28 protein-coding genes are annotated in these 25,936 nt (G+C 63.8%); 20 read left to right on the forward strand and 8 right to left on the reverse strand.

What is annotated here, in order from left to right:
- Positions 1–47 precede the first annotated feature (47 nt).
- The 3 genes from AB0H22_RS13370 to AB0H22_RS13380 are packed head-to-tail and all read left to right on the forward strand — an operon-like array spanning position 48 to position 1,515.
- Positions 48–398, forward strand: a complete 351-nt coding sequence (locus tag AB0H22_RS13370) for a DMT family protein (RefSeq protein ID WP_180750619.1) — start codon at positions 48–50, stop codon at positions 396–398.
- A 41-nt stretch (positions 399–439) separates the two neighbouring features.
- Positions 440–868 (forward strand): organic hydroperoxide resistance protein, encoded by a 429-nt coding sequence (locus AB0H22_RS13375; protein WP_358146882.1) that lies wholly within the window; start codon positions 440–442, stop codon positions 866–868.
- The gene (locus tag AB0H22_RS13380; RefSeq protein ID WP_358146883.1) at positions 868–1,515 is read left to right on the forward strand and encodes a sensor domain-containing protein; all 648 of its coding nucleotides are present in this window, start codon (positions 868–870) and stop codon (positions 1,513–1,515) included. The genes AB0H22_RS13375 and AB0H22_RS13380 overlap by 1 nt, the downstream gene beginning before the upstream one ends.
- A 24-nt stretch (positions 1,516–1,539) precedes the next feature.
- On the opposite strand, the gene AB0H22_RS13385 is transcribed toward AB0H22_RS13380, so the two are convergent.
- A complete protein-coding gene (locus tag AB0H22_RS13385) occupies positions 1,540–2,670 on the reverse strand; it encodes a nitronate monooxygenase family protein (RefSeq protein WP_358146884.1) in 1,131 nt (376 codons plus the stop codon).
- A gap of 171 nt (positions 2,671–2,841) precedes the next feature.
- On the opposite strand from AB0H22_RS13385, the gene AB0H22_RS13390 reads away from it, so the two are divergent.
- Positions 2,842–4,167, forward strand: coding sequence for an ammonium transporter (locus AB0H22_RS13390; protein WP_180750623.1), 1,326 nt, complete (start codon positions 2,842–2,844; stop codon positions 4,165–4,167).
- Here the strand turns inward: AB0H22_RS13390 and AB0H22_RS13395 are convergent.
- Entirely contained in the window at positions 4,151–4,765 is a 615-nt protein-coding gene (locus tag AB0H22_RS13395; RefSeq protein WP_358146885.1) for an isoprenylcysteine carboxylmethyltransferase family protein, read from the reverse strand. The genes AB0H22_RS13390 and AB0H22_RS13395 overlap by 17 nt on opposite strands.
- Positions 4,766–4,942: 177 nt before the next feature.
- Between AB0H22_RS13395 and AB0H22_RS13400 the strand changes: the two genes are divergently transcribed.
- Positions 4,943–5,869 (forward strand): carbohydrate kinase, encoded by a 927-nt coding sequence (locus AB0H22_RS13400; RefSeq protein WP_358146886.1) that lies wholly within the window; start codon positions 4,943–4,945, stop codon positions 5,867–5,869.
- A 40-nt stretch (positions 5,870–5,909) separates the two neighbouring features.
- Positions 5,910–6,584: a sensor domain-containing protein gene (locus tag AB0H22_RS13405; protein WP_180750626.1), complete on the forward strand. Its 675-nt coding sequence runs from the start codon at positions 5,910–5,912 to the stop codon at positions 6,582–6,584.
- A gap of 4 nt (positions 6,585–6,588) precedes the next feature.
- Here the strand turns inward: AB0H22_RS13405 and AB0H22_RS13410 are convergent, their stop codons facing one another.
- From AB0H22_RS13410 to AB0H22_RS13425, 4 genes are read right to left on the reverse strand one after another with little or no spacing between them, the layout of a single operon-like run.
- Positions 6,589–7,461 carry an N-acetylglucosamine-6-phosphate deacetylase gene (locus tag AB0H22_RS13410; RefSeq protein ID WP_358146887.1) on the reverse strand — a complete coding sequence of 291 codons (873 nt, stop codon included), beginning with the start codon at positions 7,459–7,461 and terminating at the stop codon, positions 6,589–6,591.
- A gap of 9 nt (positions 7,462–7,470) precedes the next feature.
- On the reverse strand, positions 7,471–8,484 hold the full coding sequence (locus tag AB0H22_RS13415) for an SIS domain-containing protein (protein ID WP_358147039.1): 1,014 nt from the start codon (positions 8,482–8,484) through the stop codon (positions 7,471–7,473).
- Between the two features lie 14 nt (positions 8,485–8,498).
- Positions 8,499–9,413: a BadF/BadG/BcrA/BcrD ATPase family protein gene (locus AB0H22_RS13420; RefSeq protein ID WP_358146888.1), complete on the reverse strand. Its 915-nt coding sequence runs from the start codon at positions 9,411–9,413 to the stop codon at positions 8,499–8,501.
- Positions 9,398–10,792: a sugar porter family MFS transporter gene (locus AB0H22_RS13425; RefSeq protein WP_358146889.1), complete on the reverse strand. Its 1,395-nt coding sequence runs from the start codon at positions 10,790–10,792 to the stop codon at positions 9,398–9,400. Before AB0H22_RS13425 ends, AB0H22_RS13420 begins: the two co-directional genes overlap by 16 nt.
- Before the next feature lie 114 nt (positions 10,793–10,906).
- Here AB0H22_RS13425 and AB0H22_RS13430 point away from each other — a divergent pair, with 114 nt between their 5' ends.
- The gene (locus AB0H22_RS13430; RefSeq protein ID WP_358147040.1) at positions 10,907–11,794 is read left to right on the forward strand and encodes an LLM class F420-dependent oxidoreductase; all 888 of its coding nucleotides are present in this window, start codon (positions 10,907–10,909) and stop codon (positions 11,792–11,794) included.
- Here the strand turns inward: AB0H22_RS13430 and AB0H22_RS13435 are convergent.
- A complete protein-coding gene (locus AB0H22_RS13435; RefSeq protein WP_180750630.1) occupies positions 11,763–12,203 on the reverse strand; it encodes a nuclear transport factor 2 family protein in 441 nt (146 codons plus the stop codon). The two genes, AB0H22_RS13430 and AB0H22_RS13435, sit on opposite strands and share 32 nt — an antisense overlap.
- A 59-nt stretch (positions 12,204–12,262) precedes the next feature.
- On the opposite strand from AB0H22_RS13435, the gene AB0H22_RS13440 reads away from it, so the two are divergent.
- The 8 genes from AB0H22_RS13440 (at position 12,263) to AB0H22_RS13475 (ending at position 19,773) form a co-directional block, all read left to right on the forward strand.
- Entirely contained in the window at positions 12,263–13,042 is a 780-nt protein-coding gene (locus AB0H22_RS13440) for an SDR family NAD(P)-dependent oxidoreductase (RefSeq protein WP_180750631.1), read from the forward strand.
- Positions 13,043–13,219: 177 nt separating this feature from the next.
- Positions 13,220–14,497, forward strand: coding sequence for an ergothioneine biosynthesis glutamate--cysteine ligase EgtA (gene egtA / locus AB0H22_RS13445; RefSeq protein ID WP_358146890.1), 1,278 nt, complete (start codon positions 13,220–13,222; stop codon positions 14,495–14,497).
- On the forward strand, positions 14,494–15,777 hold the full coding sequence (gene egtB / locus AB0H22_RS13450; protein WP_358146891.1) for an ergothioneine biosynthesis protein EgtB: 1,284 nt from the start codon (positions 14,494–14,496) through the stop codon (positions 15,775–15,777). The genes egtA and egtB overlap by 4 nt, the downstream gene beginning before the upstream one ends.
- A gap of 1 nt (position 15,778) precedes the next feature.
- Complete coding sequence (gene egtC / locus AB0H22_RS13455) at positions 15,779–16,459, forward strand: ergothioneine biosynthesis protein EgtC (RefSeq protein WP_180750634.1); 681 nt, start codon at positions 15,779–15,781, stop codon at positions 16,457–16,459.
- Positions 16,460–16,472: 13 nt separating this feature from the next.
- The gene (egtD, locus tag AB0H22_RS13460) at positions 16,473–17,423 is read left to right on the forward strand and encodes an L-histidine N(alpha)-methyltransferase (RefSeq protein ID WP_180750849.1); all 951 of its coding nucleotides are present in this window, start codon (positions 16,473–16,475) and stop codon (positions 17,421–17,423) included.
- Positions 17,420–18,490, forward strand: a complete 1,071-nt coding sequence (gene egtE / locus AB0H22_RS13465; protein ID WP_358146892.1) for an ergothioneine biosynthesis PLP-dependent enzyme EgtE — start codon at positions 17,420–17,422, stop codon at positions 18,488–18,490. Before egtD ends, egtE begins: the two co-directional genes overlap by 4 nt.
- 235 nt (positions 18,491–18,725) lie before the next feature.
- The gene (locus AB0H22_RS13470) at positions 18,726–19,217 is read left to right on the forward strand and encodes a hypothetical protein (protein ID WP_358147041.1); all 492 of its coding nucleotides are present in this window, start codon (positions 18,726–18,728) and stop codon (positions 19,215–19,217) included.
- Between the two features lie 28 nt (positions 19,218–19,245).
- Positions 19,246–19,773, forward strand: coding sequence for a hypothetical protein (locus AB0H22_RS13475; protein WP_358146893.1), 528 nt, complete (start codon positions 19,246–19,248; stop codon positions 19,771–19,773).
- A 32-nt stretch (positions 19,774–19,805) separates the two neighbouring features.
- Here the strand turns inward: AB0H22_RS13475 and AB0H22_RS13480 are convergent, their stop codons facing one another.
- Complete coding sequence (locus AB0H22_RS13480) at positions 19,806–21,281, reverse strand: glutamate-cysteine ligase family protein (RefSeq protein WP_358146894.1); 1,476 nt, start codon at positions 21,279–21,281, stop codon at positions 19,806–19,808.
- A 262-nt stretch (positions 21,282–21,543) separates the two neighbouring features.
- On the opposite strand from AB0H22_RS13480, the gene AB0H22_RS13485 reads away from it, so the two are divergent.
- From AB0H22_RS13485 to AB0H22_RS13505, 5 genes are all read left to right on the forward strand, one after another.
- Positions 21,544–21,843, forward strand: a complete 300-nt coding sequence (locus AB0H22_RS13485; RefSeq protein ID WP_180750637.1) for a hypothetical protein — start codon at positions 21,544–21,546, stop codon at positions 21,841–21,843.
- Positions 21,840–22,997 carry a hypothetical protein gene (locus AB0H22_RS13490; protein ID WP_180750638.1) on the forward strand — a complete coding sequence of 386 codons (1,158 nt, stop codon included), beginning with the start codon at positions 21,840–21,842 and terminating at the stop codon, positions 22,995–22,997. Before AB0H22_RS13485 ends, AB0H22_RS13490 begins: the two co-directional genes overlap by 4 nt.
- A gap of 38 nt (positions 22,998–23,035) precedes the next feature.
- Positions 23,036–23,665, forward strand: a complete 630-nt coding sequence (locus AB0H22_RS13495) for a TetR/AcrR family transcriptional regulator (protein WP_180750639.1) — start codon at positions 23,036–23,038, stop codon at positions 23,663–23,665.
- Positions 23,666–23,841: 176 nt separating this feature from the next.
- Positions 23,842–25,059, forward strand: a complete 1,218-nt coding sequence (locus AB0H22_RS13500) for a lipid-transfer protein (protein WP_358146895.1) — start codon at positions 23,842–23,844, stop codon at positions 25,057–25,059.
- Between the two features lie 16 nt (positions 25,060–25,075).
- Entirely contained in the window at positions 25,076–25,927 is an 852-nt protein-coding gene (locus AB0H22_RS13505) for a MaoC/PaaZ C-terminal domain-containing protein (RefSeq protein WP_180750641.1), read from the forward strand.
- Positions 25,928–25,936: the final 9 nt, after the last annotated feature.

A 25,936-nucleotide genomic window follows, 5' to 3' on the forward strand; every position in this document is an offset into this window, starting at 1 on the left:
GTTAGTGGTTGTGAGCGGTTGACAGGGAAGATCTACAGAATGTGGACATGATCACCGCCCGGGTGTTGCCGCCAGTGCTGCTCATCTGCTCGAACATCTTCATGACCTTCGCCTGGTATGGGCATCTCAAGTTCAAGGATCACCCGCTCTGGGTGGTGGTACTTGTCAGCTGGGGTATCGCGTTCTTCGAGTACTGCCTTGCGGTCCCGGCTAATCGCCTTGGCAGCGACGTGTACTCGGGGACCGAGCTCAAGGCGATGCAAGAGGTCATCACCTTGACGGTGTTCCTCGGTTTCGCGGTCTGGTACTTGGGCGAGAAGCTCACGCTCAACCACTTCGTCGGGTTCGCACTGATTGCCGTCGGCGCCTACTTCGTGATCAACGGGCCGTTGAGGTAAGAACCTCATTCGGGGACCAGCGCCTTCCGTATGCTCGTCCTATGTCGAATGAGGCCCTCTACACAGCAGAAGCGACGTCGACCGGTGGAGGCCGTGACGGGCACGTCCGATCGTCCGACGACCGTATCGATCTCGACACCCGAATCCCAAAGTCGATGGGTGGCAATGGGGAAGGCACCAATCCCGAGCAGTTGTTCGCGGCCGGATATTCAGCGTGCTTCCTGAGCGCGCTCAATCTTGTCGCCCGGATGGCGAAGGTAGCGCTGGACCCCGCGACATCGATCACCGCCAAGGTGAGCATCTCCAAGACACCGGAGGGTGGCTTCGATCTGTCTGCGGAGCTGGACGGGTACCTGCCGGGGTTGTCCCAGGAGGTGGCCGACGACTTGCTGGAGCAGGCCCACGAGGTGTGTCCATACTCGAACGCCACCCGCGGCAACATCGAGGTGGCGGTTAAGGCGCGCGTCTGATGCGGGCGCTGATTCCCGTTTCGGCCGTATCGGCGGTGGTGCTGGGTCTCGCGCTCGCCCCCGCGGCGGACGCCCGTCCCTCCGATCCGGGTGTGGTGAACTACGCCGTCCTCGCGCGCGGGTCAGTCAGCAATATCATTGGCGCGCAGCTGGGTTCGCATAGTGAATTCACGGCCCCGTTCCAGGCATTCTCGGTTGATGTTCCGGAATGCAACAACTGGTCTGATATCGGGCTAGACGAGGTGTACGCCGATCCGGATCTGGCGGCCTTCCGGGGTGCGGCGACGCAAGATTCAGCCTCGGACGCAACGCACTTGGTGAGGCAATCGATCGGTGTGTTCGCCAACAATGATGCGGCGGACCGCGCGTTCCACCGGGTGGTGGACCGCACGCAGGGATGTTCCGGGCAGACGGCGACGATGATCCTGAACGACGGACGACGCGAAGTGTGGACGTTCAACGGTGGTGCGATTGGCGCTGCTGACGCCGCATGGGTCAAGGAAGAAGCGGGTGTGGATCGTCGCTGCTTCAATCAGACGCGTAGGCGCGAGAACGTGCTGCTGCAGGCCAAGGTCTGCCAGCCCGGGAACGGGAGTCTCGCGGTGAACGTGTTGGCGAATACGATGCAAAACGGCCTGGGCCAGTAGGAGATTGGCCCAGGCCGCTAGCTGTTACACCGAGGCAGCCTCATTGAGCTCGTTGAGCGTATTGGTGGCCTCCAGGTACTCCTGCACCCAGCGCCCGATAACGGCGGACGACTTCTCGACCTTGGTGAACTGGCCGACAACCTGGCCGATCGGATTGAAGGCGACATCGATGCTCTGATCCGGGTACTTGTTAGTCGCCGCGACGGCCATCCCGGAAACCATGTACTGCAACGGCATTCCAAGCGGTTCCGGGTTGCCTTCGGTCTCCCACGCCACGGTCCAGTCGTTGCGCAGCATGCGTGCGGGTTTACCCGTGAACGAGCGGCTGCGTACGGTGTCGCGGCTGCCCGCCTTGGCGTAAGTCTCCTGCTGGACCGACGTGGTGTGCGCCTCCTCGACCATCAGCCACTGCGAACCGGTCCAGGCTCCCTGCGCGCCTAACGCGAGCGCCGCCGCGACCTGGGCGCCACTGCCGATTCCGCCTGCGGCCAGCACGGGTACAGGGGCGACGGCCTTGACGACCTCCGGCCACAGCACGATAGAGCCCACATCACCGCAGTGGCCGCCGGCCTCGCCGCCCTGGGCGATGATGATGTCCACTCCGGCGTCGGCATGCTTGCGGGCCTGCTTGGCCGAGCCGCACAATGCGGCGACCTTGCGACCTGCATCGTGGATCTGCTGGATCATGTCGGCCGGAGGCGTGCCGAGTGCATTGGCGATGAGCGTCATCTTGGGGTGCTTGAGCGCGATCTCCACCTGCGGGGTGGCGGTGGCCTCGGTCCAGCCCAGCAGCTGCAGGGCGTTGTCATTGCCCTCCTCCATCGGAACGCCGTGGTCGGCGAGGAGCTTGCGGCCGAAGTCCAGGTGCTCCTGCGGCACCATCGACTGGAGCATCTTGGTGAGCTCCTCGGCCGGCATGTTCGCGTCCATGCCCTCGTATTTGTTGGGGATGACGATGTCGACGCCATAGGAGTGGTCACCGATGTGCTCGTCGATCCAATTGAGCTCGATCTCGAGCTGCTCGGGGGTGAATCCGACGGCGCCCAGCACGCCGAAGCCACCGGCCTTGCTCACCGCGACGACGACGTCGCGACAGTGCGTGAAGGCGAAAATCGGGAACTCGATGCCGAGCTCGTCGCAGATGGGGGTATGCATGGCCATTCCTTGGGTGGGTGGTGGGAATCGATCGGTCGGGCGGGTATGAGAAGGAAATCGTACGCCAGAAAACTGGAACGTGTTCTAGTTTAGATCAGGTCTTGCGCGCGCGGGCGAGGGCTTCCCTACACTCACGCTGACCTAATCGCACGATCCGGGAGTAGCCAGCACATGTTTCCGCATATGGGAGTGCCCGACGCGGCCAATACCGCCTGGGTGCTGACGAGCGCCGCACTGGTGCTCCTGATGACCCCGGCATTGGCCTTCTTCTACGGCGGCATGGTGCGCGCCAAGAGCGTCCTCAACATGATGATGATGTGCTTCTCGGCCGTCGCCGTGGTGTGGGTGCTCTGGGTGGCCTTCGGGTACTCGATGGCGTTCGGTACCGACATCGGTGGCGGGTTGCTTGGCGATCCGTTCCAATTCGCCGGATTGCAGCACCTGTTCGAAGGCGATTACAAGGCGTCCTCGGTACCGCTGTGGGGGCCGACCAAGATCCCGGCATTGGTGTTCGTCATGTTCCAGGCCGGGTTCGCGATGGTGACGGTGGCCCTCATCGCGGGAGCGGTGGCCGACCGCATGCGCTTCCTTCCCTGGATCGCCTTCACGGCATTGTGGGCGACCCTGGTGTACTTCCCGGTCGCGCACTGGGTATTCGCGGTCGAGGGCACGACCGCCGATAAGAGCGGGTGGCTTGCAAACCTCGGCGTCATCGACTTCGCCGGCGGCACTGCCGTGGAGATCAATTCCGGTGCGGCCGGTTTAGCGCTGGCCGTAATCCTCGGCAAGCGGCACGGATGGCCGCGCGAGGCAATGCGACCACATAACCTGCCTGCCGTCATGCTGGGCGCCGGACTGCTGTGGTTCGGCTGGTTCGGTTTCAACGCCGGATCGGCATTGGCCGCGGACGGCACTGCCGCGATCGTCATCGCCAACACCCTCGGCGCGGGGGCAATGTCGATGGCGGCCTGGCTGGCGGTCGAGAAGATCCGGCACGGCAAGCCGACCTCCTTCGGTGCCGCCTCGGGTGTCGTCGCGGGGCTGGTGGCCATCACACCCTCCTGTTCGGCGGTGACCCCGATCGGCGCCCTGGTCATCGGTGCGGTGGCGGGCGCTTTCAGCTCGCTGGCCATCGAGCTGAAATACCGTTGGGGATATGACGACTCGCTCGACGTGGTGGGCGTGCACTTGGTTGGTGGCATCGTCGGCACATTGATGATTGGCATCGTCGGCAGTGCGGTGGCGCCTGCGGGTGTCAACGGGCTGCTGTACGGCGGTGGGCTGCATCAGTTCTGGCTGCAACTGGTGGCGGTCGTCGCGGTGCTGGCCTACTCGGTGACGGTGACCGGGCTTATCGGGCTGGGCCTGCGGCATTCGATGGGCATCCGGTCGCACGCGCAACACGAGTCCGATGGCCTGGACGATGCGGAGCATGCCGAGTCGGCCTACGAGCTGGCCACTACGCGCGGTGGTGGGTTGATCAATCCTGGGCGCTGAACCTGCCGACTCCGGGTAGGAAACGTCCGACTCGGAGTGCGTAGTGGCGGTACGTCTTGCCGTGTGCCGCGAGTAGGTAGGGCTCCTCGACCACGCGTACCTGCAGCTCAATGGATGCGGCGAGCAGAGCGAAGCCGATGAGAGCCAATGGGTTCGGTGTCATGAGAGCAGCACCGGCCGCGAACATCAGCATTGCGGTGAAGATCGGATTGCGCACCCAGCCGAAGACGCCGGTGCTCACCAGCGTGGTGGTCTCCCGGGTGTCGACGCCCACGCGCCAGGATTCGCCCATGGTCTGTTGCGCCCCGATCGTCGCGAGGATGCCCAACACCGCGAGCGCGATCCCCGCGAGCTGAAGCGAGCGGTTATCCAGCGCTGCAAGGGGAGTGACGTTCTCGGTCAGCTGCAGTATGGGTGCGAGCAGCGCCACGGCTATCGCGGCAATGAATCCCACACCGGCTAGCCATTCGCGCGAACCGGGGCGTCCGTGGAATCCGCGGAACCCCGTGGACCCGGTCGCGCGCCACTGCCGGTAGCTCTTCCAACCGAGCCCGGCAGCGATAAACACCAGGTAGAGGACGAGCGCTGCCATGGCCATCAGGTTTCCTCCTATTAATGCATACATTCGCATAGAACAATATTTGACGACGAGAGTCAACCCCGCCCGGATGTTCGCAGTGATCTAGGCATCGAGGCCGACACGCCGCGTCGTGGCTGGTTCGTATCGCACATGTTCGCCATAAGAGGACGTGTCGGCGCCGCTAGCCTCATACGCATGCCCGACAAGGACGGCCTCGTAGTCTGCGGTGAGACGTTGGTCGACATGGTCCCGGCTGTCGATGGGCTGTGGCGATCAGTGCCCGGAGGTGCTCCGTACAACACGGCAATCACCGCTGCCAGGCTGGGCACGCGGACCGCGCTTCTCACGCATGTATCCCCCGATGCGCTCGGACGTCAGTGCGTCGAAAACCTCGTCCGTGCGGGTGTCGAGGAGTCGTTGGTGATGCGGCACGACGTTCCCACGACACTCGCCATCGCGGAAGTCGATGAACTCGGCGTCGCGCAGTACCGGTTCTATTGGCAGGGCACCACCAATGACGTTGCACCACTATCGCTTCCCGCTCCTACGTTTGCGCCACTGGCAATCTGGGCGGGCTCGATCGCCAGTGTGCTCTGGCCGGGACGCGAGGCGCTGCGCGCCTGGATCGTCGAGAATTATTCGGACACTCCGCTCACCTTCGACGTGAACGTGCGTCCGACGCTCATCGGCGACCGAGAGACCTATGCCGAGCGCATCGCGCCTTGGCTCTCCATCACCGACGTCGCGCGCGCCAGCACCGAGGATCTGGAATTTCTCTACCCGGGGGAGGCGCTCGAGTGCGTGGTCGGTCGCTGGTTCGATGAGTACCCACGCATCGAGATCGCCCTGGTCACCTGCGGGTCAGCGGGATCGATGGCCTTCCGGCGGGGCGAGTACGCGCCGCTGCGCACTCCGGCTCATCCGGTTACCGTCGTCGACACCGTTGGCGCCGGAGACACCTACACCGGCGCCTTTCTGGACGGGTTCTATCGGCAGCAGCTCGATCTGCCCGAGTCGTTGCGTCGAGCGGCGGTGGCATCGGCGCTTACCTGCACCCGACCGGGGGCGCAACCGCCCACCGCGAACGAGCTTGTCGAAGAACTGCGGCGCGTGGCGTCCTAGAGTTCAATACAGAACAATCAAGGGCGAAATGAGGGGACGCATGCGATCGTTGGCGGGGGCCTGGCTGATGGTGGCCGGGTTAGTGGCACTGGTCAGCCCGTGTCCCGTCGCGTCGGCGGAGCCGTCGTCCACCGTGCCTCCCTCGGCGATCGACAGCCTCATGCTCACGCAGCAGGAGGCCGAACGGGCGGTGGGCGTGGGTCTGCCCAATGTGTATCGGCAGAGCGCGACTTTCGCATTGGATACCGATCGTCCGGATTGCGGAAGCATCGTGTTGGCCTCCGTGTCGAGCTACGACCAGTCCTCGTACACGGCCGCGCATTCCCAGGCGCTGTGGGATCACTCCGGCTGGTTCACCCTGGTGGATCAAAGCGTGGCGGTCTTCAGCACTGCCGAGGAGGCCCGCAACTTCACGCATAGTGAGGCTGACCGCTGGCGCAAGTGCGAGCGTCAGACGATCAATGTCTCTGAGCTGGCGATCGACGGCACGACGCTTGAGTCCACCGTGGAGGTCCGCGGCGTTACGCAGGTCGACAGTGTGCTTGCCGTCGGATACAGCCGCAACGATTCCGCGTATGCGTCGTGCCAGCATGTGCTTCTCGGAGAGCGCAATGTTGCCATCGACATTCGAACGTGCTCGACGGTTTCCCAGAGCAATGGCGAGCGCGCTTTTGAATTGATGAAGATCGTAGGGCCGCGTATCTGGGAGGCCTAGCGGCTTAAATACCCACCGCGCGAAGGGGATTGATGGATGTCTGAAGTGTCGCAACCTCAGGCCCGGCCTGCGTGACCGCGAATCGGTACAGGTCCGCCATGCTCGCGGTACTCCCGGCGATCGTGCCGTCTGTCAGCCGTGCCTCACCGGAGATGACGGTAACGGGCAGCTGGCCCAATTGATAAGGACCGTCCGGCATTCCGGCCGCACACATCGCGTCGGTGACGAGCGCAATCCGGTCGGGACCCACTGCGGCCAGCACCATCCGGTAGATCGCGGGATGAACATGCACACCGTCCGCGATCAGTTCAATGGTCACCGTCGGATTCTCCAGGAGTGCGGGGATGGGGCCGGGCTCGCGATGGTGGATGGGCCGCATGGCGTTGAAAAGGTGTGTGGCGACGGTCGCACCGGCAGAGATCGCCTGCAGCGTCTGTTCATATGTGGCATCGGTGTGGCCCACGGCGGCCACCACGCCCCGTGCGACGAGCAGTTCGATCGCCGGTATTGCGCCCGGAAGTTCGGGCGCAATGGTGACCATCCGGATGTGTCCGCCTCCGGCGTCCAATAGCCGTTCCAGCTCGTCAAGGTCGGGCTCGCGTAGCAGTCGTGGATCATGTGCACCGGCATAGTGCGGTGAGAGCCACGGCCCCTCGAGGTGTATGCCGGCGATGCCCTCGGTACCCGGAGCCTCGGCGAGCACACTCACGGCGCGGAGCATGTCATCGGGTGCGAGAGTCACCAGACTGGCCAGCATGCCTTCGGTTCCGTGCGCCCGATGCCATTCGGCCGCAACGCGATTACCCTCGGGATCCTCTCCGAATGACGCGCCGCCACCGCCGTGCACGTGCATGTCAAAAAACCCGGCAGAAGTCACGTCATGACCTCACAAGGTCTCGGTCACCTTGGACAAACCTCGCGGCACATCGGGATTTTCGCCACGGCCAATCGCCAACTGCAGGGCCAGCATTTGTAGCGGAAGGATGGCCAACATGGGTGAGAGCTCCTCGGCGGTCGGCTCCAAGGTGACGCCCAGCCCGGTGGCGGCCACCGCGTCGGCCGACCCCACACAACACACATCCGCCCCGCGTCCGGCTAGTCGATGCAGCACATCATCCATGGCCCGGCCACCGACTCCGTCGGGCACGATCGCAATCACCGGTACCTGCGGATCTATCATCGCCAGTGGGCCGTGTAGCAGATCGGCACCGGAGAAAGCCTGTGCAGAAAGGTAACTCGTTTCCATCAGCTTGAGAGCGGCCTCGCGCGCGGTCGGGTAGGAGTAGCCGCGTCCCGTGGTGACCAGACGTGAGGCGAATCGGTACCGGGTGGCGAGCTGCTGCACTACGGCGCTGTGCAGTACTTCCTCGCCCCGTGTCGGGAGCAGATCCGCCGCAGAGTTGTCACGCCCCGCCACATCGGTGAGCAGTAGGTACAGCGCCAGTAACTGCGCCGTGTAGGACTTGGTGGCGGCGACGGCGAGTTCGGGCCCTGCCAGTATGTCGATATGGTGTTCGGCGGCGGTCGCCAGCGGCGACTGCGATGCGTTGGTCACCGCCACCGTCAGCGCGCCCTGCTGGCGGGCCGTCGACAATGTCTGCACCAAGTCCGGGGAGCCGCCTGATTGGCTGACCCCGATCACCAGTACACCCGAAAGGTCAGGCCGCGCACCGTAGGTCGTCATGGTCGACGGTGAGGCCAGCCCGGCCGGAACCTGCCAGATGATCTCGGTGAGGTATTTGCCATAGAGCGCGGCGTGGTCGCTGGTACCGCGAGCGACGAAGAGAACGAAGCGAGGCTGGTACTCGATGATCTTCGCCGCCACCTCCGCGATGGCGGGACGGCCTTCGGTAAGCAGTCGTCCCCATACGGTGGGCTGCTGGCGGATCTCGTCAGCCATATGTGTCCCCGCGGTCATCGGTTCTCCAATCCCTCGACGTCAACCCCAGCCAGGGCCAAGGCTCCGAACACCGGTTCGCGTTGCAGCACATCAATACCCGAAACACCTGTGGCCCGGGTACGTTCGACGATATCGGCGACCAGGCCCGGCTGGTTGGCCAGTAACCCGCCGCCGAGCACCACCGGCAGGCCCGGCCCCAATCGTATGCACACACCCTCGATCAACGCCGCCAGGTCGATCGATGTTTGTTTGGTGATCACCTGAGCGGCCTTGTTTCCGGCCTTGGCCAGCTCGAACACGATGCCCGCCATCTTGGCCCAGTACCGCCTTTCGGGCTGGGCATAGAAGTGGTCGAGTAGCTGCGCGGGATTGGTGACACCGCATTCGGTGGCGAATCGTTGCGATAGCGCGTCGGGTGGTTCTCCGCGGTCGGACAGTGAGAGCGCGTGACGCACAGCTGATCTTGATACCCCGTAACCGCTTCCATCGTCCCCGAGGAGGTATCCCCAGCCGCCGACGCGAGCGGTCATGCCATCGGAGCGCTTGCCCCATGCCACCGAGCCTGTTCCGGATATCACCGCGATACCTGCCGACAGGCCACCGGCGGCGAGGATCAGCTGGGTGTCGTGCACGGCGGTGATGACGGCATCGGGTGCATGCGGACGCAACAACCGGATCAGTGCCTGCGCGCCTTGTTCGGTGTCCACCCCGGCCGATCCAGCGCTGACACGGGTGATGTTGTGCAGGTTGAGCTCGGAAAAGATATCCGCGAAAACGGTTTTCGCCTGCTCTTCGGTGACCGACTGCAGATTGGCGCTGCTGGCCAATGCCTCGCCGATGATCTTGCCATCCGCGACAGCCAGCGCGCGGGTCTTGGACCCGCCGATGTCGATCCCAACTAGCACGCCGGCTACTACGTCTCGGGCCACTTGCCCCCGCTTTCCCAAAAGTGCCGGATCTCCTCAAGGTTGCGTCCCTTGGTTTCCGGTGCCAGTAGATAGACGAAGACGAGGGCTGCCAGCGAGAGGGCGCCAAAGACGCCAAAGGCGACGACTCCGCCGAGCGCCGTCAACAACGTCAGGAAATACATGGAGACAACAGCATTCGCCACCAGGTCGGACGTCAGCATCGCGCTGGCCCCATACGAACGTAGCCGCGCCGGGAAGCTTTCGCCCGCGTACACCCACACCAGCGAACCGAATCCGAACGTGAAGCCCACCGCGATGAGCACGATCCCCAGGAATCCGAGGACGGTGAGCACGCCACCGAACGACGATCCACCTATCGCGAAGACACCCACCAGCAGCGCGTCGGCGACGATCATGATGGAGATACCGATCATGAGGATCGGCCGCCTGCCTATCCGGTCGATCGTGGACATCGACACGAACACTGCGAACAGGGCCGCCACTTGAACGAGCGCGGGGAGCCCGAGCTTGGCGAAGTATCCCGACATGCCCATCGCCTCGAAGATGCGGGGGCCGTAGTAGACGATCGCGTTGATACCGGTGATCTGGATGAAAAAGCCAAGCCCGACAACGAAAAAGGTGGCTCTGTTGTAGGGCGGGGTAACCATTTCCCTCAGCCGTGCCAGCACCGAGCCACCGCCCTCGGAATGCAGCGCATCGGCGATCTCGTCGAGCTCGTGGTCGATATCGATATCGGGATCCAGCGTGCTGAGGATCTCCCGGGCACGTGCACGGTCACCACGCATCATGTACCAGCGAGCGGTATCGGGGAGCTTGCGGAGGGCGAGCAGTACCAACGCGGCAGGGATGGCGGCCAGTCCCAACATCAGCCGCCAGCTGCCGGTGGACGCGAGTGCCCAGGCGATCAGGTACCCGGCGATAATCCCCGTCACGCACGCCAGCTGGTAGAGCACCAGCATCGAGCCGCGGATCTTGGCGGGGGAGGACTCGGCGACGAACACTGGAACCACCACCACTGAGATTCCCACCGTCACCCCGAGCAGCGCCCGGGCCCCGACCAGTGTGTTCAAGTCGACGGCCAGCGCGGACAACAGCGAGAACAATCCAAATGTTGCTGCCACCAATACCATTGACCGTTTTCGGCCAATTCGATTGGACAGTGGTCCACCGACGAGTGCACCAAAGATCTCACCGATCACCACTGCGGTGGCGGCCACCTGCTGGTCGTGGGTGGACAGGTGCAGATCCTGCGTGAGGAACAGGAGTGCCCCCGCGATATTGGAGGAGTCATAGCCGTAGATGACCCCTACCGCGGCGGCGGTTACAGCCACCATCAGACCCAGACGCGACGTCGAGCGGAGGTCGGTGATCAGGCTCATCCTCCGTATTAGACACTGATGGGGGCTTGCGCGAAGAAGATCGGACACTGATGAGGGCTTGCGCGAAGAGGATTAGACACTGATGAGCACGTGCGCGCAGAGGATTGGATGGCTGTGAAGATCGGTGTTGTTGCTCCGGTGGAGCTCGGGATTACCGCGGAACCAGACAAGATCCTCGAATTCGCGCGCGCCGCAGAGCGGCTGGGATTCAGCGAGATCTCCGTGGTGGAGCATGCGGTCGTCATCGGAAGCACGCAGAGCATCTATCCGTATTCGCCGACCGGACAATCGCACCTACCCGATGACATCGATATCCCCGACCCGCTGGAGCTGCTGTCCTTCGTCGCGGGCGCGACCACGACACTCGGGCTGTCTACCGGCGTGTTGGTGCTACCCGATCATCACCCCGTCGTGCTGGCCAAACGCCTGGCCACCCTGGACCGGCTGAGTCGGGGGCGGCTGCGGATCTGTCTCGGCGTCGGATGGATGCGCGAGGAGATCGAGGCGTGCGGCGGCGACTTCGATCGCAGGGGCAGGGCCACGGATGAAAGCATCGAGGTGATGCGCGCGCTGTGGTCCGCGGACGGCCCGGCGGCATACCAGGGGGAGTTCTATCGATTCCAGAACGCCTACTCGTACCCCAAACCGGTGCAACCGCAGGGTGTTCCGCTGTACGTCGGTGGGCACAGCAAGGCCGCGGCACGTCGAGCAGGCCGATTGGGGAATGGGTTTCAGCCGCTGGGCCTGGTCGGCGAGGACCTGGCGGCCGCGGTGAACGTTATGCGCGCCGCCGCGGCGGACGCCGGGCGTGATCCCGCGGGTGTCGATCTGGTTCTTGGGTATGGCCTGCATCGTGTGGACCAGGCCGCGCTGGATCAGGCCGCACAGTCCGGTGCGGGGCGGATGCTGCTCTCGGCCTCGCGGCGCGCCACCACGCTTGAGGCCGTGCTCGACGAAATGGCCGAGTGCGCTACCCGACTCGGACTGGTCGGTCCTCGCTGAACACCACGACCGGCTCGCGGCGGGTGAAGACCCAATCTGCGGGTCCGCGCTCGTAGTCGTCGAGGTATCGGACCGCCATCACGTTGTCCCGGTATTCCTCCCCGCGGAGGTAGATGTGGTGCGCCATGCAGTAGACCTCGCCCGATGCGGTGCCGCCGGTGATATTCACCGTCTGCTGCCCGATGAGGTGATACGTCGCGTGCAGCGGTTTAAGTGCCGCCACAATTGAATCCGCAATGGCCTCACGGCCCGTGAGGGCTGCGTCCTCACCCTTGCGCAGCAGGGCAGCTGGGCGCACCAGTTCGGCGTTCTCGGAGAACAGGCTGACCAGTTCTTCTCGATCACGCCGGTCGGCCGCGACGGCATACCGGGCCACGAGATCCTGTAGCGCACGTCGGTCGTCAGTCATGGGTACAAAGACTATGGGGCCTCGATCACCCAACCAACTGATCGGTTAGGGTGCGGCTCATGGATATCAATGGTGTGTCTGCAATCGTCACGGGTGGTGCTTCGGGTCTGGGCGCCGCAACTGCTCGTCTGCTCTCTGAGCAGGGCGCCAAGGTCGTCATCGCCGACGTTCAGGACGAAAAGGGCGAGGCTCTGGCCAAGGAACTGGGTGGCGCCTTCGTGCACACCGATGTCACCAGCGAGGCCGACGGTATCGCCGCCGTCGACGCCGCCAAGGAGCTCGGCCCGGTACGCGTCCTCATCAACTGCGCCGGTGTGGGCTGGCCCGGCCGCACCATCGGCAAGGACGGCCAGTACGCCTCCGCGCACTCGCTCGACATCTTCTCGCGCGTCATCAATATCAACCTGATCGGCTCGTTCAACCTGATCCGTCTCGCGGCCACCGCGATCAGCCAGGAAGAGCCCGTCGACGAGTTCGGTGAGCGTGGCGCCATCGTCAACACCGCATCCGTCGCGGCATTCGACGGCCAGATCGGCCAGGCCGCTTACTCGGCGTCCAAGGGCGGCATCGTCGGCATGACCCTGCCGATCGCACGCGATCTGTCGGTCGTCGGCATCCGCGTCAACACCATCGCTCCCGGGCTGATCGACACCCCGATCTACGGTGAGGGCGATTCGGCTCAGCAGTTCAAGGACCGCCTGGCGCCGAACGTGCTGTACCCGCAGCGCCTCGGTAACTCATCGGAGTTCGCGTCGCTGGCGTTGGAGCTGGTGACCAACAGCTACATGAACGCCGAAACCATCCGCATCGACGGCGGAGCAAGGTTGCAGCCGAAGTAGTCGGGTTCGTGGCCCACTTGGGCTCGTACTGAACTTCCTGGATCGATTCCAGGTCTGAAGGTGGTCCGGCAGGGCTTTTCCACTAGCTGCCGGACCACCTTCTTGTCGTCAGGGGCTGTACGCAGGGGCTTTATCTGAATTAATGCCACTTGTCGGTGGTCTGTGGAAGATGGACACATGGCCACGGCATCAACGCCAGTTTCGGCCGCCACCCTCGCGGGGGCGGATGAGGCCGCCGCGTACATCGCGCGACAGGCGTTCTGCGATGACGAGGTGGGAGCTGTAGGGCTCGAACTTGAGTCCCACAGTGTCGACCTCGCTCACCCGGAGCGACGGGTGCAATGGCGGCGTTTGCAGGAGATTGCCGCTTCAATCGGACCACTGCCCGGCGCCAGCACCATCACCTTCGAGCCGGGCGGCGCGGTGGAACTTTCCGGACCACCGCATCCCGATGTGTCCGCGGCGATCACTGCGATGCGTGCGGATCGCCAGATCCTGGCCGCCGCATTCGGCGACGCGGGGGTGGCGCTGGCGGCGCTCGGCACCGACCCACTGCGTGCGCCGGAGCGGATTAATCCGAGTGCCAGGTACGGCGCGATGGCCAAGCATTTTGATGCAGCGGGGGTCGGCGGACCTGGTGCCCAGATGATGACGTCTACGGCATCGCTACAAGTCAATCTGCAGTCCGGACGTCGAAGCCAGTGGCGGGACCGGTTCGCACTTGCGCAACGCATCGGTCCGACATTGGTGGCGCTGTCGGCGTCCTCCCCGATGCTCGCCGGGCAACCCACGGGATGGCGTAATACCCGGCAACGGATTTGGGAGCTTTTGGACCCCCGTCGTTGCGGCGTCGTGCCGATCGGCGATGATCCGGCCGAGTCGTGGGCCCGGTATGCCCTGCGGGCGCCGGTGATGCTGGTGAGAGGCAACAGAGACTCCAAGGAAGGCTCCGGGGAACAAGTCACGGCTGAAGCGGTTGTCACCGATGTGCCGTTCTCCGCGTGGGTCGATGGACAGGTGATGGTGGGCGATCGCCGACCAACCACCGAGGATCTTGATTACCACCTCACTACGTTGTTTCCGCCGGTACGGCCGCGGGGTTGGTTCGAGCTGCGGTATTTGGATGCGGCACCCGATTTCTGGTGGCCGGCGTTGGCGTTTACCGCCACCGCGGTGCTCGACCACCCGGCGGCCGCGGATGTCGCCGCGGAGGCGGTGGAGCCTGTCGACGAAGCCTGGGAGACCGCGGCGCGGGTCGGTCTGGACGATGGTGACCTGCGCACCGCTGCCTGCAGGCTGGTCGCGGCCGCGTGTGCGGTGGCACCCGATGAACTGCTGCCCGATTTACTCGATCTCCTGGGCCGCGCTGAGCAAGGTCGATGTCCGGCAGATGATTTCACCGAGAATGTCGCTGAATATGGTGTTGCGCAGGCTTTTTCGGGGTTTACTCGATGATCAGGGAAGCGCTGGCGCGCGATCTCGAAGCGGCCCGTATCCGCACGCTGACGATCACCGACCACGATGACGTCGAGCTACATCGCCAGTACGACCCGTTGATGAGCCCATTGGTGTGGGACCTCGCGCATATCGGGCAGCAGGAAGAGCTGTGGCTGCTGCGCGATGGCGATCCGCGAAAGCCTGGGATGCTGCCCGGAGACATCGAGTCTCTGTACGACGCGTTCCGCCACACCCGAGCAAGCAGGGTTCAGCTGCCGTTACTCTCCCCGGCAGAAGCGCGGTCCTTCTGCCATGAGGTGCGGGGCCGGGTCTTGGACCGGCTGGAGGCGCTGCCCTTCGACGGGTCCGCACGTTCGGACGAGTTTGTGTACGCGATGGTGCTCAGCCACGAACACCAACACGATGAAACCATGTTGCAGGCCTTGTCGATTCGTCGCGGGGCTGCGCTGCTGGAGCGCACTGTGCCACTGCCGCCGGGTCGCCCCGGTATGGCGGGAAGCTCGGTGCTGGTCTCGGAGGGGCCCTTCGTTCTGGGCGTCGCTGCGGTCGACGAGCCGTTCTCTCTGGACAACGAGCGCCCCGCGCATACCGTGCACCTCAAGAGCTTTCGGATCGGCAGGGTTCCGGTGACCAATGCCGAGTGGTCGGCGTTCATCGCCGACGGCGGATATCTGCGCGAGGAATTCTGGACCGAGATCGGGTGGGCACACCGGTGCGCGGAAGACCTGACAGCACCCCAGTTCTGGAATCAAGGTGGGACGCTCATACGGTTCGGACGCGAGTTGGAGATCGTGTCCGATGAGCCGGTGCAGCATGTCAGCTTCCACGAGGCGCAGGCCTACGCGGCGTGGGCGGGTGCGCGATTACCGACCGAGGCCGAATGGGAGAAGGCGTGCACGTGGGACCCGAAAGCCGTTGCACGACGCCGTTTTCCGTGGGGTATGGATGTTCCAAGTAGTGACCGTGCCAATCTCGGTGGAGGTGCGTTGGGACCCGCCCCCGTCGGGGCCTACCCGGCGTCGGCATCCGCCTACGGTGTCGAGCAGATGCTCGGCGACGTATGGGAATGGACGACGTCCCCGTTGCGTCCGTGGCCGGGTTTCATGCCGATGATCTACCAGCAGTACAGCGAGCCGTTTTTCGATGGTGACTATCGCGTGCTGCGCGGGGGGTCTTGGGCGGTGGCTCCTTCGATTATGCGGCCCAGCTTCCGGAACTGGGATCACCCGATCCGGCGGCAGATCTTCAGTGGCGTTCGTCTGGCGTGGGACGTTTAGCGTGTGCCGTCATCTGGGCTGGTTAGGTGAGCCGCGGAGCCTGTCGTCGCTGATCCTGGAACCGTCGCATGGCCTCCTGGTCCAGTCGTATGCCCCACGGCGCCAACAACACGGCTTGGTTAACGCCGACGGATGGGGTGCGGGCTTCTTCACTGATGGCGAGCCACACCGATGGCGTAGCGCACGGCCCCTCTGGGGCGATGCCTCCTTCGCGTCGGTGGCTCCGGTGCTGCGCAGCGGGTGTGTGGTGGCGGCAGTCCGGTCGGCCAGCGTAGGGATGCCCATCGACGAGTCCGCGGCCGCGCCGTTCACCGACGGAACCTGGTTGTTATCGCATAACGGGATCGTCGATCGCGGCACGGTAGGGCAAGTATCGGGTGCTGAGTCGGTGGTGGATAGTGCGGTTCTGGCGGCACGTGTATTCGATGCGGGCGTAGATAGTCTGGGGGAGACAGTTCGGCGGGTCGGGGCGGCAGATCCGCAGGCTCGACTGAACATCCTGGTGGCCAATGGAAATGAGTTGATCGCCACCACATGGGGTGACACCCTGTCGATTCTGCAGGCCGCCGACGGCGTGGTGGTGGCGAGTGAACCGTATGACGACGACCCATCCTGGGTCGATATCCCGGACCGGCGATTGGTGCGGGTACGCGATGGGAAGGTACAGGTAGAAGGACTATGACGCCGTTATGAGCCTGACGTTGGAAAATCACCTGGCCTCCGGCGCAGCGGCTCAGGCCCTGCGTCGCGACGTGCGACTGGGTTTGGCCTCGACGCCGAAATCGCTCCCCCCGAAATGGTTTTACGATGAGGTGGGCAGCGACCTGTTCGACGAGATCACTCGGCTTCCGGAGTACTATCCGACGCGTACCGAGGCTGGGCTGCTCCGCGTCCACGCGGCCGATATCGCGGCGGCCTCGGGTGCCGACACGCTGGTCGAGCTGGGCAGCGGCACGTCGGAGAAGACCCGGATGCTGCTAGATGCGTTGGGCCCTAATACGTTCATTCCCTTCGATGTGGATTCCGGGGTGCTGCGTGCGGCGGGCGACGCGCTCGTCGACGAGTATCCGGGGATGCGAGTGCGGGCGGTGTGTGGAGACTTCGAGAAGGACCTTAGACAGATTCCACGTGAAGGGCGCCGGCTGGTGGCCTTCCTCGGATCGACGATCGGAAACCTGACCGCCGAACCACGGGCGCGGTTCCTGGCCGATGTTGCGGCGACGCTGGAAAGCGGTGAAATGCTTTTACTGGGAACCGATTTGGTAAAAGAGACGGAGCGCCTGGTGCGGGCCTACGACGACAGTGCGGGGGTCACCGCTGCCTTCAACCGCAACGTCTTGGCGGTGATCAACCGTGAGCTCGATGCGGATTTCGATCTGGAGGCCTTCGAGCATGTCGCGCTGTGGAACGACGATGAGGAGCGCATGGAGATGTGGCTGCGTTCGGTACGCGACCAACGGGTGACGGTTGGAGCGCTGAACCTTTCCGTCGATTTCGGGGATGGGGAGATGATGCTGACCGAGGTGTCGTGCAAGTTCCGCCAGGAGGGTGTGGTGCGCGAGCTTGCTGCCGCTGGACTACGTCAGATTCATTGGTGGACTGATGATTCCAATGATTTCGGGCTGTCGTTGGCAGTGAAGGGATGAGCCTGGGCGAGCGGTGGCGGCAGGCGCGGCCACCGGTTCTCGGAGCGCACCTGGACTCGGCTGCCTGCTCACGGCAGAGCGTCGAGACCATACGTGCGGTAGCTCAGCACGCCGAACATGAGGCGCAGATCGGCGGGTACGTGGCGCAGGAGGCCGCGGCACCGGTCCTCGATGCCGGACGTACCGCGGTGCGTCAACTGACGGGTATGCCCGAGGCCGAGGTGCATTTCACCACTGGCGCGGCCGACGCGCTGCGTACGCTCCTGCAATCGTGGCCCGCCGATGCTGGCCGAGTGATTGCTTGTCTGCCAGGTGAATTCGGTCCGAACCTGATGATCATGAACCATTTCGGATTCACTCCGGTGTGGCTCCCGGTCGATGGGGCCGGTCGTGCCGATCTTGATGGGATCGAGGCTTTCCTGGGCCGCGAAAAGGTCGACTTGGTGCATTTCACCGCGGTTGGCAGCCACCGTGGCACCGTGCAGCCCGCCGCCGAGGTGGTCGCGCTGGCGCGAGCGGCGGCGGTCCCCGTTGTGGTCGATGCCGCCCAAGCTTTGGGGCATATCGATTGCACTTATGGCGCGGACGCCATGTACGCGCCGTCACGCAAGTGGTTGGCGGGGCCGCGCGGCGTGGGTGTCCTCACGGTCAATCCGTCTCTCGCGCATCTTGTTCCGCAGTGGGCGGGGCATGTCGAGGCACACGTCGCCGGTTGGGTGGGTCTGTCGGTCGCGGTGGGCCAGCATCTCGCCGCCGGTGCCGCGGACGTTCAGTCAGCATTGGCCGAACGTGGGCGGGCGGCCCGCAAGATCCTGGGAGACCTCAAGGATTGGCGCGTCGTGGAATCGGTCGAGGAGCCGAGTGCTATCACGACATTGGAACCCGTGGGCGATGCCGATGTAGTCGAGGTCCGGGCGCGCCTGATAGAGGAACATTCGATCGTGACGACAGCCGCCGAGATCGTGCGTGCACCGTTCGAGATGACCAAACCGGTGCTGCGGATCAGCGCGCACGTCGATGGCACCGACGAAGAGCTGGAACAGCTGGCAGAAGCATTGCGGGGTTGAGCCGGCTCCGCTACCACATCACGGCAGAATGTTGTCCACCGCTTTACGCTGTCGCATAGCGGTAGTGGGACGTTCTTGACTAACCCGGCCGAGCGCAGGAGTGGGCGTCTCGCAATCAAAAATACCTATGTATGCTGCATGTAAAGCGCATGTAGCAACATCAAAAATGGGGGTTGAAATGCGGAGACGGATTGTGGTGGCAGGTGTCGCGGTCGCAGTGGGGGGAGTGCTTGCCATGCTGGCGGCAGCGAATGCCGAGCCGCCCAGTCCTTACCCGGATATCAGCCGCTACGCCAAGGTCGACTTCGAGAGTTACCGGCTGCCGCCGAATGACGACGGCTTCTGGTTCAGCACGCCGGGCGGGCTTAACTGCGGAATCTGGGCCGATGGCAGTTTTGGTTGCACCGGTGCGATACCGGGGGCTCCGGCCGGAGCCAATCAGATCGGCTGGTTCCGGGGAGATGGACAGCCGCACTTTGACGAAACGCAGCAGCCGAGATTCACCAACCCCGGCGGGCTCGTGCAGCGAGTTATTCCGCGCAACAGCTACATCGCGGTGAACCAGGGAACGGGCAACGGCGATACGACGACATGCGCTGTGACCGATACCAACGGTGTGTACTGCTTCAAATCGGGTACCTGGAAGGGCGCTGGCGGCGCCTACTCGGCCACGCGATTCATTGTGAGTCCGCCGGTGACTCATATCGGTGAGGCGCCCACCAGCTAAGAGCAGCAAGGGAATTAAGGAGGGGTACATGAGGAAATGGGCAGCGATTCTTGGGCTATCCGCCGTCATCGCAGGGGCAGGTGTCACGGCCACTGCGTCCGCCGACCCGAAGGCGAATCCATATCCGGATATCAACCGATACGCGAAGCTTGATTTCGAAGGCTTCCGGGTCGGATCCGATAACGACAATCTGTGGTTCAGCACTCCGCGCGGCCTGAACTGTGGGATTTGGGCCGACGGCAGCTTCGGTTGCAATGGGGTGATGCCAGGTTCTCCGGTCGGTACCAATCAGATTGGCTGGTTCCTCGGTGACAACCAGCCGCACTTTGATAACACCTCGACAGTTAGGTTTGTCAATCCCGGGGGGCTGCCGCAGCGACTGCTACCGCGCAACAGGTACGTCGAACTGGGGAAGACAGTCTGCGCCGTGACCGAAAACGACAGTGTGTATTGCGGTTGGAATGCGCGATACGGGAACTCATCCGATCAACTCCAGTTCATCGTCGGCCCCGACAACAGCTACTTAGGCGCACCACCGTCGAAGGATGGCAGCTAGGCGCATGCGCGGGATGCGCTTCCCGAGCTTGCCTAGATCTGCTCCCAGGTATGCACGGGCTCGTTGGAATGCATTTGTTCGCAATACATCCGGAGCATTTCGGTGAGCGCCGCATTGCGATTCAACCCGCGGTCCTCCAGCGCGCCCACCGTGCGCCTCTGCCAGACCGCGCCGTTGATACCCGACTTCGCGCGCGCCTCGATGACGCCGAGATAGCGGTCGCGCACCTCGGTGGCTACCCCCCAGCGTCGCAACCCTTCGTGTGCCATCGGCAGCAGGTGGCGCAGCGTCAATTCGTCGGCGGTGATCTCTCCGACTCCCGGCCAGTACAACCTGGCCTCCGCGCCATGCCGTGCACCTTCGAGGAAATTGTCATGTGCCGCAGCGAAAGTCATCTTGGTCCACACCGGCCGGTCATCCTCGGAGAGGGCGCGCAGCGCTCCGTAATAGAACGCGGCATTCGCCATCACGTCGATGACCGTCGGCCCGGCTGGCAATACTCGGTTCTCCACCCGCAGATGCGGGGTGCCATTGACGACGTCATAGATCGGCCGGTTCCAGCGGTAGACGGTTCCGTTGTGCAACCGCAGTTCCTGAAGTCTCGGCGCCCTTCCGGCTGCGAGCTCGGCCACGGGGTCCTCATCGGAAATCTCCGGTAGCAGCGACGGGAAGTAGAGGACATTCTCTTCGAACAGGTCGAAGATCGAGGTGATCCAGCGCTCGCCAAACCACACCCTGGGGCGCACGCCCTGCACCTTGAGCTCTTGCGGACGGGTGTCGGTGGACTGTGTGAAGAGCTCCACCCGCGTCTCCGCCCACAATGACTTGCCGAAGAAGAACGGTGAGTTGGCGGCCAGCGCCAGTTGCGGACCCGCCAGCACCTGGGCCGCGTTCCAGTTGGCGGCGAAATCGTCGGGTGCCACCTGTAGATGCAGCTGAATACTCGTACACGCCGATTCCGGGGCGATCGACGGCGACCTGACACTGAGCCGTTCCGCGCCGACGATATCGATCTGCATGTCCTCACCGCGCGCGGTGAACACGGCGTCGTTCAGTGCCCGATACCGGGAGGACGGGCTCATCCAGGCGCCGTCGAGATGCTTGGGCATCACCGTCGGCAGGATGCCAATCATCACGATGTGCGCACCCCGCTCGCCGGCACGCTCCTCCGCGGCGTTGAGGCTGGCGCGCACGTCGTTCTCGAGTTCGAGCGCCGCCGAGCCCGGAAGTGCTCGGGGCGGCACATTCAATTCGATGTTGTAGGCGCCCAGTTCGGTCTGAAACGCCGGATCGGCGATCGAGGCGAGTACCTCGGTGTTCGTCATCGCGGGCTGGTAGTCGCCGTCGACCAGGTTGAATTCGATCTCCATGCCGGTCAGCGGGCGCTCGAAGTCGAATCGGGACTCCGACAGCATGGTCTCGAACACGTCCAGACAGTTCTGCACCTTGGTGCGGTAGGCCCGGCGGTGCTCACCGGTGAACTGCGTCCGCGCGACTTCGTCGCCCATGCGACATATTGTTCCCCAACCAACGCCTTGGACCTGGCGATTTGCCTGCGCGGCGTGCTGGACGATTTCAGCAGGAAGAACCCTGAAAAAAGGCTGAAAAAGATGGAACCAAATCCGGACTAGTGCCGTCGTATCTGTTCAGAAGCGCATTCTGACGATGAACCGCGAGGTGAACAGGGTTGAGTGGTAACTGTGTTCTCCGGACCCCGCGGCTTGCATTACCGTCACGTGCGCGCAGGACTGGTTCCTTGGGGAGGTATCTATGAGCGACATCATGAAGGCTAATGGTGCCGAGATGTCACGTCTGGCGACTCGGGTGGCAGGGCGCGCAAAAGATGCGCTCCCCGATGTTGATTTCGAGGCAGCGGCCAACGCGGTCGCCGGCACCGAGTTCGCCGAGGTGCTGCGGGCGGTCAGTGCGGCGCTCAAGCGCGCCGGAGGCGGTGCATCGGAACGCATCGAGGTCATCTCGAACTTTGTTCAGCGCAGCTCGGGTTCGTTGACGGGTCAGGACGCTGTCAACGGCAAGCAGGTGTCCAGGGCCGGGGAGGTCAGGCTGTGAGGCCGACGATTTCGCAGCTACGTGGTTGGGATATGGGCAACCTCGACGCGGCCGCAAAGGCCATCGAAGACGCCAGCAAGAATCTGGACCTGTCCATCGATGGTGTGGTCCGCGATCTCGATTCGGCGGAGTCGTACTGGAAGGGCAGCTCGTTCAAATCCGCATACAACCAGGCATCGAGTGAGCAGTCCTCGACCAACCGGCTCTCGTTCGCGATCACCAGCGTTGCCGACGCGGTCCGTGGCGGGCACTCTTCTCTGACCTCGGCGCGTGACCGGGTGATGGCGTTGGCGGACGAGGCCACCTCCAAGGGCCTGCAGGTTGCCGACGACGGCACCGTCACCGCGCCGGAGGGCAACAAAGATCTACAAGCAGAGGCCAGGCGGCTGACCGACGCGATTCGTCAGGCGCTCAAGTCGCTCGAAGAGGCCGATCGCACCTCATCGAACGATCTGCGTAAGGCATCGGCGAATGTCGATGAGGAACACCAGGCTGCCAATACCCAGCCCGCGGCGTTCGTCCCGTCGAGTGCCGGCGCGGGCGCGGCGAGTGGCGCCATGAACGGCGGTTTTGGCGGTGGCAGCGGGGGCGGCAGTGGAGGCGGCCACGGAGGTGGTTTTGGCAGCAGCGGTGGCAGTGGTGGCGGCCACGGCTCCGGAGGCGGCACACCTGACGGCACCTACTCCAATACCGGTGCTCCGGCGCTGCGGCCCTCCGGACCGTCCGTATTCATGAACTTGGACGCCGGGCAGATGGAAGTCGCCCGGAAGATCGTCGAGGAGGGCCTGCGTCGCGGGCTGTCTCCTGAAGCCATCCAGATCGCGCTGGCGACCGCGCTGACGGAGTCTGGCCTGCGGAGTCTGGCGAATTCCTCGGTGCCCGACTCGATGATGTTCCCCAATGACGGTGTGGGACAGGACCACGACTCGGTTGGGCCGTTCCAGCAACGCCAAAGCTGGGGTGCCACAGCTGATTTGATGGATCCGACGAGGTCGGCCGGTAAGTTCTACGACCAGTTGGTGAAGGTGTCCGGCTGGCAGGATATGAGCGTTGCTCAAGCCGCGCAGTCGGTTCAGCGTTCCGCGTTCCCGGACGCCTACGCGAAGTACGAGGCGCAGGCGTCGCAGATTTTCCATCAAGTCTCCGGCCGATAGCCGTATTTGCGTTCGACTGACTGTGGTGCAATGTGGGCATGCCCACGCCACGGCGCACCCAGGAGGAACGCTCGGCGGCAATGCGGGCTCGGCTGCTTGAGGCGACCATCGACTGCCTCATCGAGTTCGGCTACTCCGGCACCACCACGGCCCGCATCGCGAATCGTGCAGGTGTCACCCGCGGTGCGCTGATCCATCACTTCCCGTCCAAGTCGGAGCTGATGGCGGAATCGGTCCGCCACCTCGCGTTCAAGCGCACGCAGGCGGTGCTCGAAGAACTGATGGCAATGGACCAGTCCGCCGACCCGATCGACCGGTACCTCGATGTGCTGTGGCGGATCCACCAGGGGCCAATGTTCATCGCGGTGGTGGAACTGCTCATCGCAGCGCGGACCGAGCCCGATCTGCGAGTACACCTGGACCAGTTCGAGAAGATGGTGCTGCACAATCTGTCGGCGCTCAACGTGCTTGACGATGATCACCCGAGCTCACCCAAGGACCGCCGCGATTTCGGTCTGCTCGCCATGGACATCATCCGCGGCGTCCTCCTCAGCAGCTTGACCTCCTCCCAGGAAACCCGCGACCGTCGCTGGTCCCGGGCAAAGCAGATGCTGGAGCTGCGACTTCGTGCGCCCCTGCCCAATCCGCAGAAACAAACTGTGCTGTAGGTAAACGCCTCAACCGTTGGATGACGGTTTGACGCGCGTTCACCGTGGCTATTGCTGGTCTCTATATGCGGTGATTGCAACGGTTAGGTGCCCACTTTTCGCTCTTACATTCAGGATGGAACGTATGTTACGTTGGCGATGCCCCCATTGAAGTGTGTGCAAAAGGAGCTTGGAAGATGCCACCTAAGGCCCCCGAGAAGGTTTATGTCATCGGCGTCGGGATGACGAAGTTCGAGAAACCCGGACGACGTGAAGGTTGGGACTACCCGGTCATGGCCAAGGAGTCGGGCACCAACGCGCTGACCGACGCCGGTATCGACTACGACAAGGTGGAGGCGGCCTATGTCGGGTACTGCGCGGGTGAATCCACCTCGGGTCAGCGCGCCGTCTACGAGCTCGGTATGACCGGCATCCCGGTCACAAACGTCAACAACAACTGTTCGACGGGTTCGACCGCGTTGTTCAATGCGGCGCAGGCGATCCGCGGTGGGCTCGCCGATGTCACTCTGGCGCTTGGGTTCGAGAAGATGCAGCCAGGCTCACTGGGCGCGACCTTCACCGATCGCGAGCAGCCGATGCAGCGCCACATAGAGGCGCTCGCCGGGTTGTTTGATTTCGCCTTCCCACCTGCACCCTGGATGTTTGGTGCGGCCGGGCGCGAGCACATGCAGAAGTACGGCACCACCGCCGAGCACTTCGCCAAGATCGGTTACAAGAACCACAAGCACTCGGTGAACAACCCGTACGCGCAGTTCCAGGAGGAGTACACCCTGGAGGACATTCTGAACGCCAAGATGATCTATGAGCCGTTGACCAAGCTGCAGTGCTCGCCGACCTCGGACGGCTCGGGTGCCGCCATCCTGGCCTCGGAGAGGTTCGTCGAGGCGAACGGGCTCGGCGACCGGGCAGTGGAGATCGTCGGCCAGGCAATGACCACCGACACCCCGGGAACCCTGGAATCCAAGTCGGCGATCACCCTGGTCGGGTTCGATATGGCCAAGCTTGCGGCGCAGAAAGTCTATGAGCAGGCCGGCATTTCGCCCGACGACGTCGATGTCATCGAGCTGCACGACTGCTTCTCTGCCAACGAGCTGATCACCTACGAGGCACTCGGACTGTGTGCCGAGGGTGAGGGCGGCAAGCTGATCGACAACGGCGACACCACCTACGGTGGCCGCTGGGTCGTCAACCCGTCGGGAGGCCTGATCTCCAAGGGGCACCCGTTGGGGGCCACCGGTTTGGCGCAGTGCGCCGAGCTGACCTGGCAGCTGCGCGGCGATGCCGATAAGCGTCAGGTGGCGAGCGCGGCCGAGAAGACCGGTGTGGCGCTGCAGCACAACCTCGGCCTCGGTGGCGCCTGCGTCATCACCGCTTATAAGCCGGCAAACCGCTGAAAGGGGTTGGCAAATAATGGCTGACACCAAGTACCCGTTCAACAACGAGGGCCTCGACCAGTGGGGTGCCGAGGAGACCATCGAGGTCGACAAGGAAAAGTTGATCGCCTACGCCGAGGCCACCAACGACCCGATCGAGGAGCATCGGAAGGGTGAGGTGGCGCCCCCGGTTTTCGCGGTGGTGCCGATCTTCCAGGCATTGGTGGGCACGACGATGAGCGTCGTTCCCTACCAATTGATCCCGCGAGTGGTGCATGGCGAGCAGTTCTTTCGCTTCACACGGCCGATCAAACCCGGTGACATCCTCAAGGCGCGATCGAAGATGATCGGTTACGAGGGCATGGAGAACGGCACCCGTGGGACGGTCTTTGCCGAAACACGAGATGCTGCAGGCGATCTGGTGAACGAGCAGTGGGTGACGTTCTTCTTCAGGAAGTACGACGTCGGCGAGACCCGTGGAGAGTTGGGTCCAAGCGCCGTGCTGGACGAGGCGGTTAAGGCCAACGCGCCCGCCGCGACGCTCACGCAGCATGTCGACGACGATCAGACATTCCGGTACGCACCTGCGGCCGGTGACCCGATGCCGATCCACCTCGATAACGATGCCGCGGTGGCAGCTGGGCTACCCGGCATCATCGCGCATGGCTTGTGCACCATGGCCTTTACCTCATGGGCGGCCCTGACCGAGCTGGCCGATTCGCGCACCGAGCGGCTCAAGGAGCTGGCAGTTCGGTTCGCCAAGCCGGTGCTGCCCGGTCAGGACATCACCACGAATTTCTGGACCAACGGTGCCGCAGGCACCTTCTCGTACGAAACAAATGTCGGCGAGGACCTTGTCATCAAAAACGGCCACGCGGCCGTCTCCTAGCTCGAAGGG

It is taken from the genome of Mycobacterium sp. NPDC050853, assembly GCF_040653875.1.
GTDB lineage: Bacteria > Actinomycetota > Actinomycetes > Mycobacteriales > Mycobacteriaceae > Mycobacterium.

Bases quoted from the DNA above. Each gene is read 5' to 3' on its own strand.
- AB0H22_RS13370 (WP_180750619.1), top strand. From the start codon at position 48: ATGATCACCGCCCGGGTGTTGCCGCCAGTGCTGCTCATCTGCTCGAAC.
- AB0H22_RS13375 (WP_358146882.1), top strand. From the start codon at position 440: ATGTCGAATGAGGCCCTCTACACAGCAGAAGCGACGTCGACCGGTGGA.
- AB0H22_RS13380 (WP_358146883.1), top strand. From the start codon at position 868: ATGCGGGCGCTGATTCCCGTTTCGGCCGTATCGGCGGTGGTGCTGGGT.
- AB0H22_RS13385 (WP_358146884.1), bottom strand. From the start codon at position 2,670: ATGCATACCCCCATCTGCGACGAGCTCGGCATCGAGTTCCCGATTTTC.
- AB0H22_RS13390 (WP_180750623.1), top strand. From the start codon at position 2,842: ATGTTTCCGCATATGGGAGTGCCCGACGCGGCCAATACCGCCTGGGTG.
- AB0H22_RS13395 (WP_358146885.1), bottom strand. From the start codon at position 4,765: ATGGCCATGGCAGCGCTCGTCCTCTACCTGGTGTTTATCGCTGCCGGG.
- AB0H22_RS13400 (WP_358146886.1), top strand. From the start codon at position 4,943: ATGCCCGACAAGGACGGCCTCGTAGTCTGCGGTGAGACGTTGGTCGAC.
- AB0H22_RS13405 (WP_180750626.1), top strand. From the start codon at position 5,910: ATGCGATCGTTGGCGGGGGCCTGGCTGATGGTGGCCGGGTTAGTGGCA.
- AB0H22_RS13415 (WP_358147039.1), bottom strand. From the start codon at position 8,484: ATGGCTGACGAGATCCGCCAGCAGCCCACCGTATGGGGACGACTGCTT.
- AB0H22_RS13425 (WP_358146889.1), bottom strand. From the start codon at position 10,792: ATGAGCCTGATCACCGACCTCCGCTCGACGTCGCGTCTGGGTCTGATG.
- AB0H22_RS13435 (WP_180750630.1), bottom strand. From the start codon at position 12,203: ATGACTGACGACCGACGTGCGCTACAGGATCTCGTGGCCCGGTATGCC.
- AB0H22_RS13440 (WP_180750631.1), top strand. From the start codon at position 12,263: ATGGATATCAATGGTGTGTCTGCAATCGTCACGGGTGGTGCTTCGGGT.
- egtA (WP_358146890.1), top strand. From the start codon at position 13,220: ATGGCCACGGCATCAACGCCAGTTTCGGCCGCCACCCTCGCGGGGGCG.
- egtB (WP_358146891.1), top strand. From the start codon at position 14,494: ATGATCAGGGAAGCGCTGGCGCGCGATCTCGAAGCGGCCCGTATCCGC.
- egtE (WP_358146892.1), top strand. From the start codon at position 17,420: ATGAGCCTGGGCGAGCGGTGGCGGCAGGCGCGGCCACCGGTTCTCGGA.
- AB0H22_RS13470 (WP_358147041.1), top strand. From the start codon at position 18,726: ATGCTGGCGGCAGCGAATGCCGAGCCGCCCAGTCCTTACCCGGATATC.
- AB0H22_RS13475 (WP_358146893.1), top strand. From the start codon at position 19,246: ATGAGGAAATGGGCAGCGATTCTTGGGCTATCCGCCGTCATCGCAGGG.
- AB0H22_RS13480 (WP_358146894.1), bottom strand. From the start codon at position 21,281: ATGGGCGACGAAGTCGCGCGGACGCAGTTCACCGGTGAGCACCGCCGG.
- AB0H22_RS13485 (WP_180750637.1), top strand. From the start codon at position 21,544: ATGAGCGACATCATGAAGGCTAATGGTGCCGAGATGTCACGTCTGGCG.
- AB0H22_RS13495 (WP_180750639.1), top strand. From the start codon at position 23,036: ATGCCCACGCCACGGCGCACCCAGGAGGAACGCTCGGCGGCAATGCGG.
- AB0H22_RS13500 (WP_358146895.1), top strand. From the start codon at position 23,842: ATGCCACCTAAGGCCCCCGAGAAGGTTTATGTCATCGGCGTCGGGATG.
- AB0H22_RS13505 (WP_180750641.1), top strand. From the start codon at position 25,076: ATGGCTGACACCAAGTACCCGTTCAACAACGAGGGCCTCGACCAGTGG.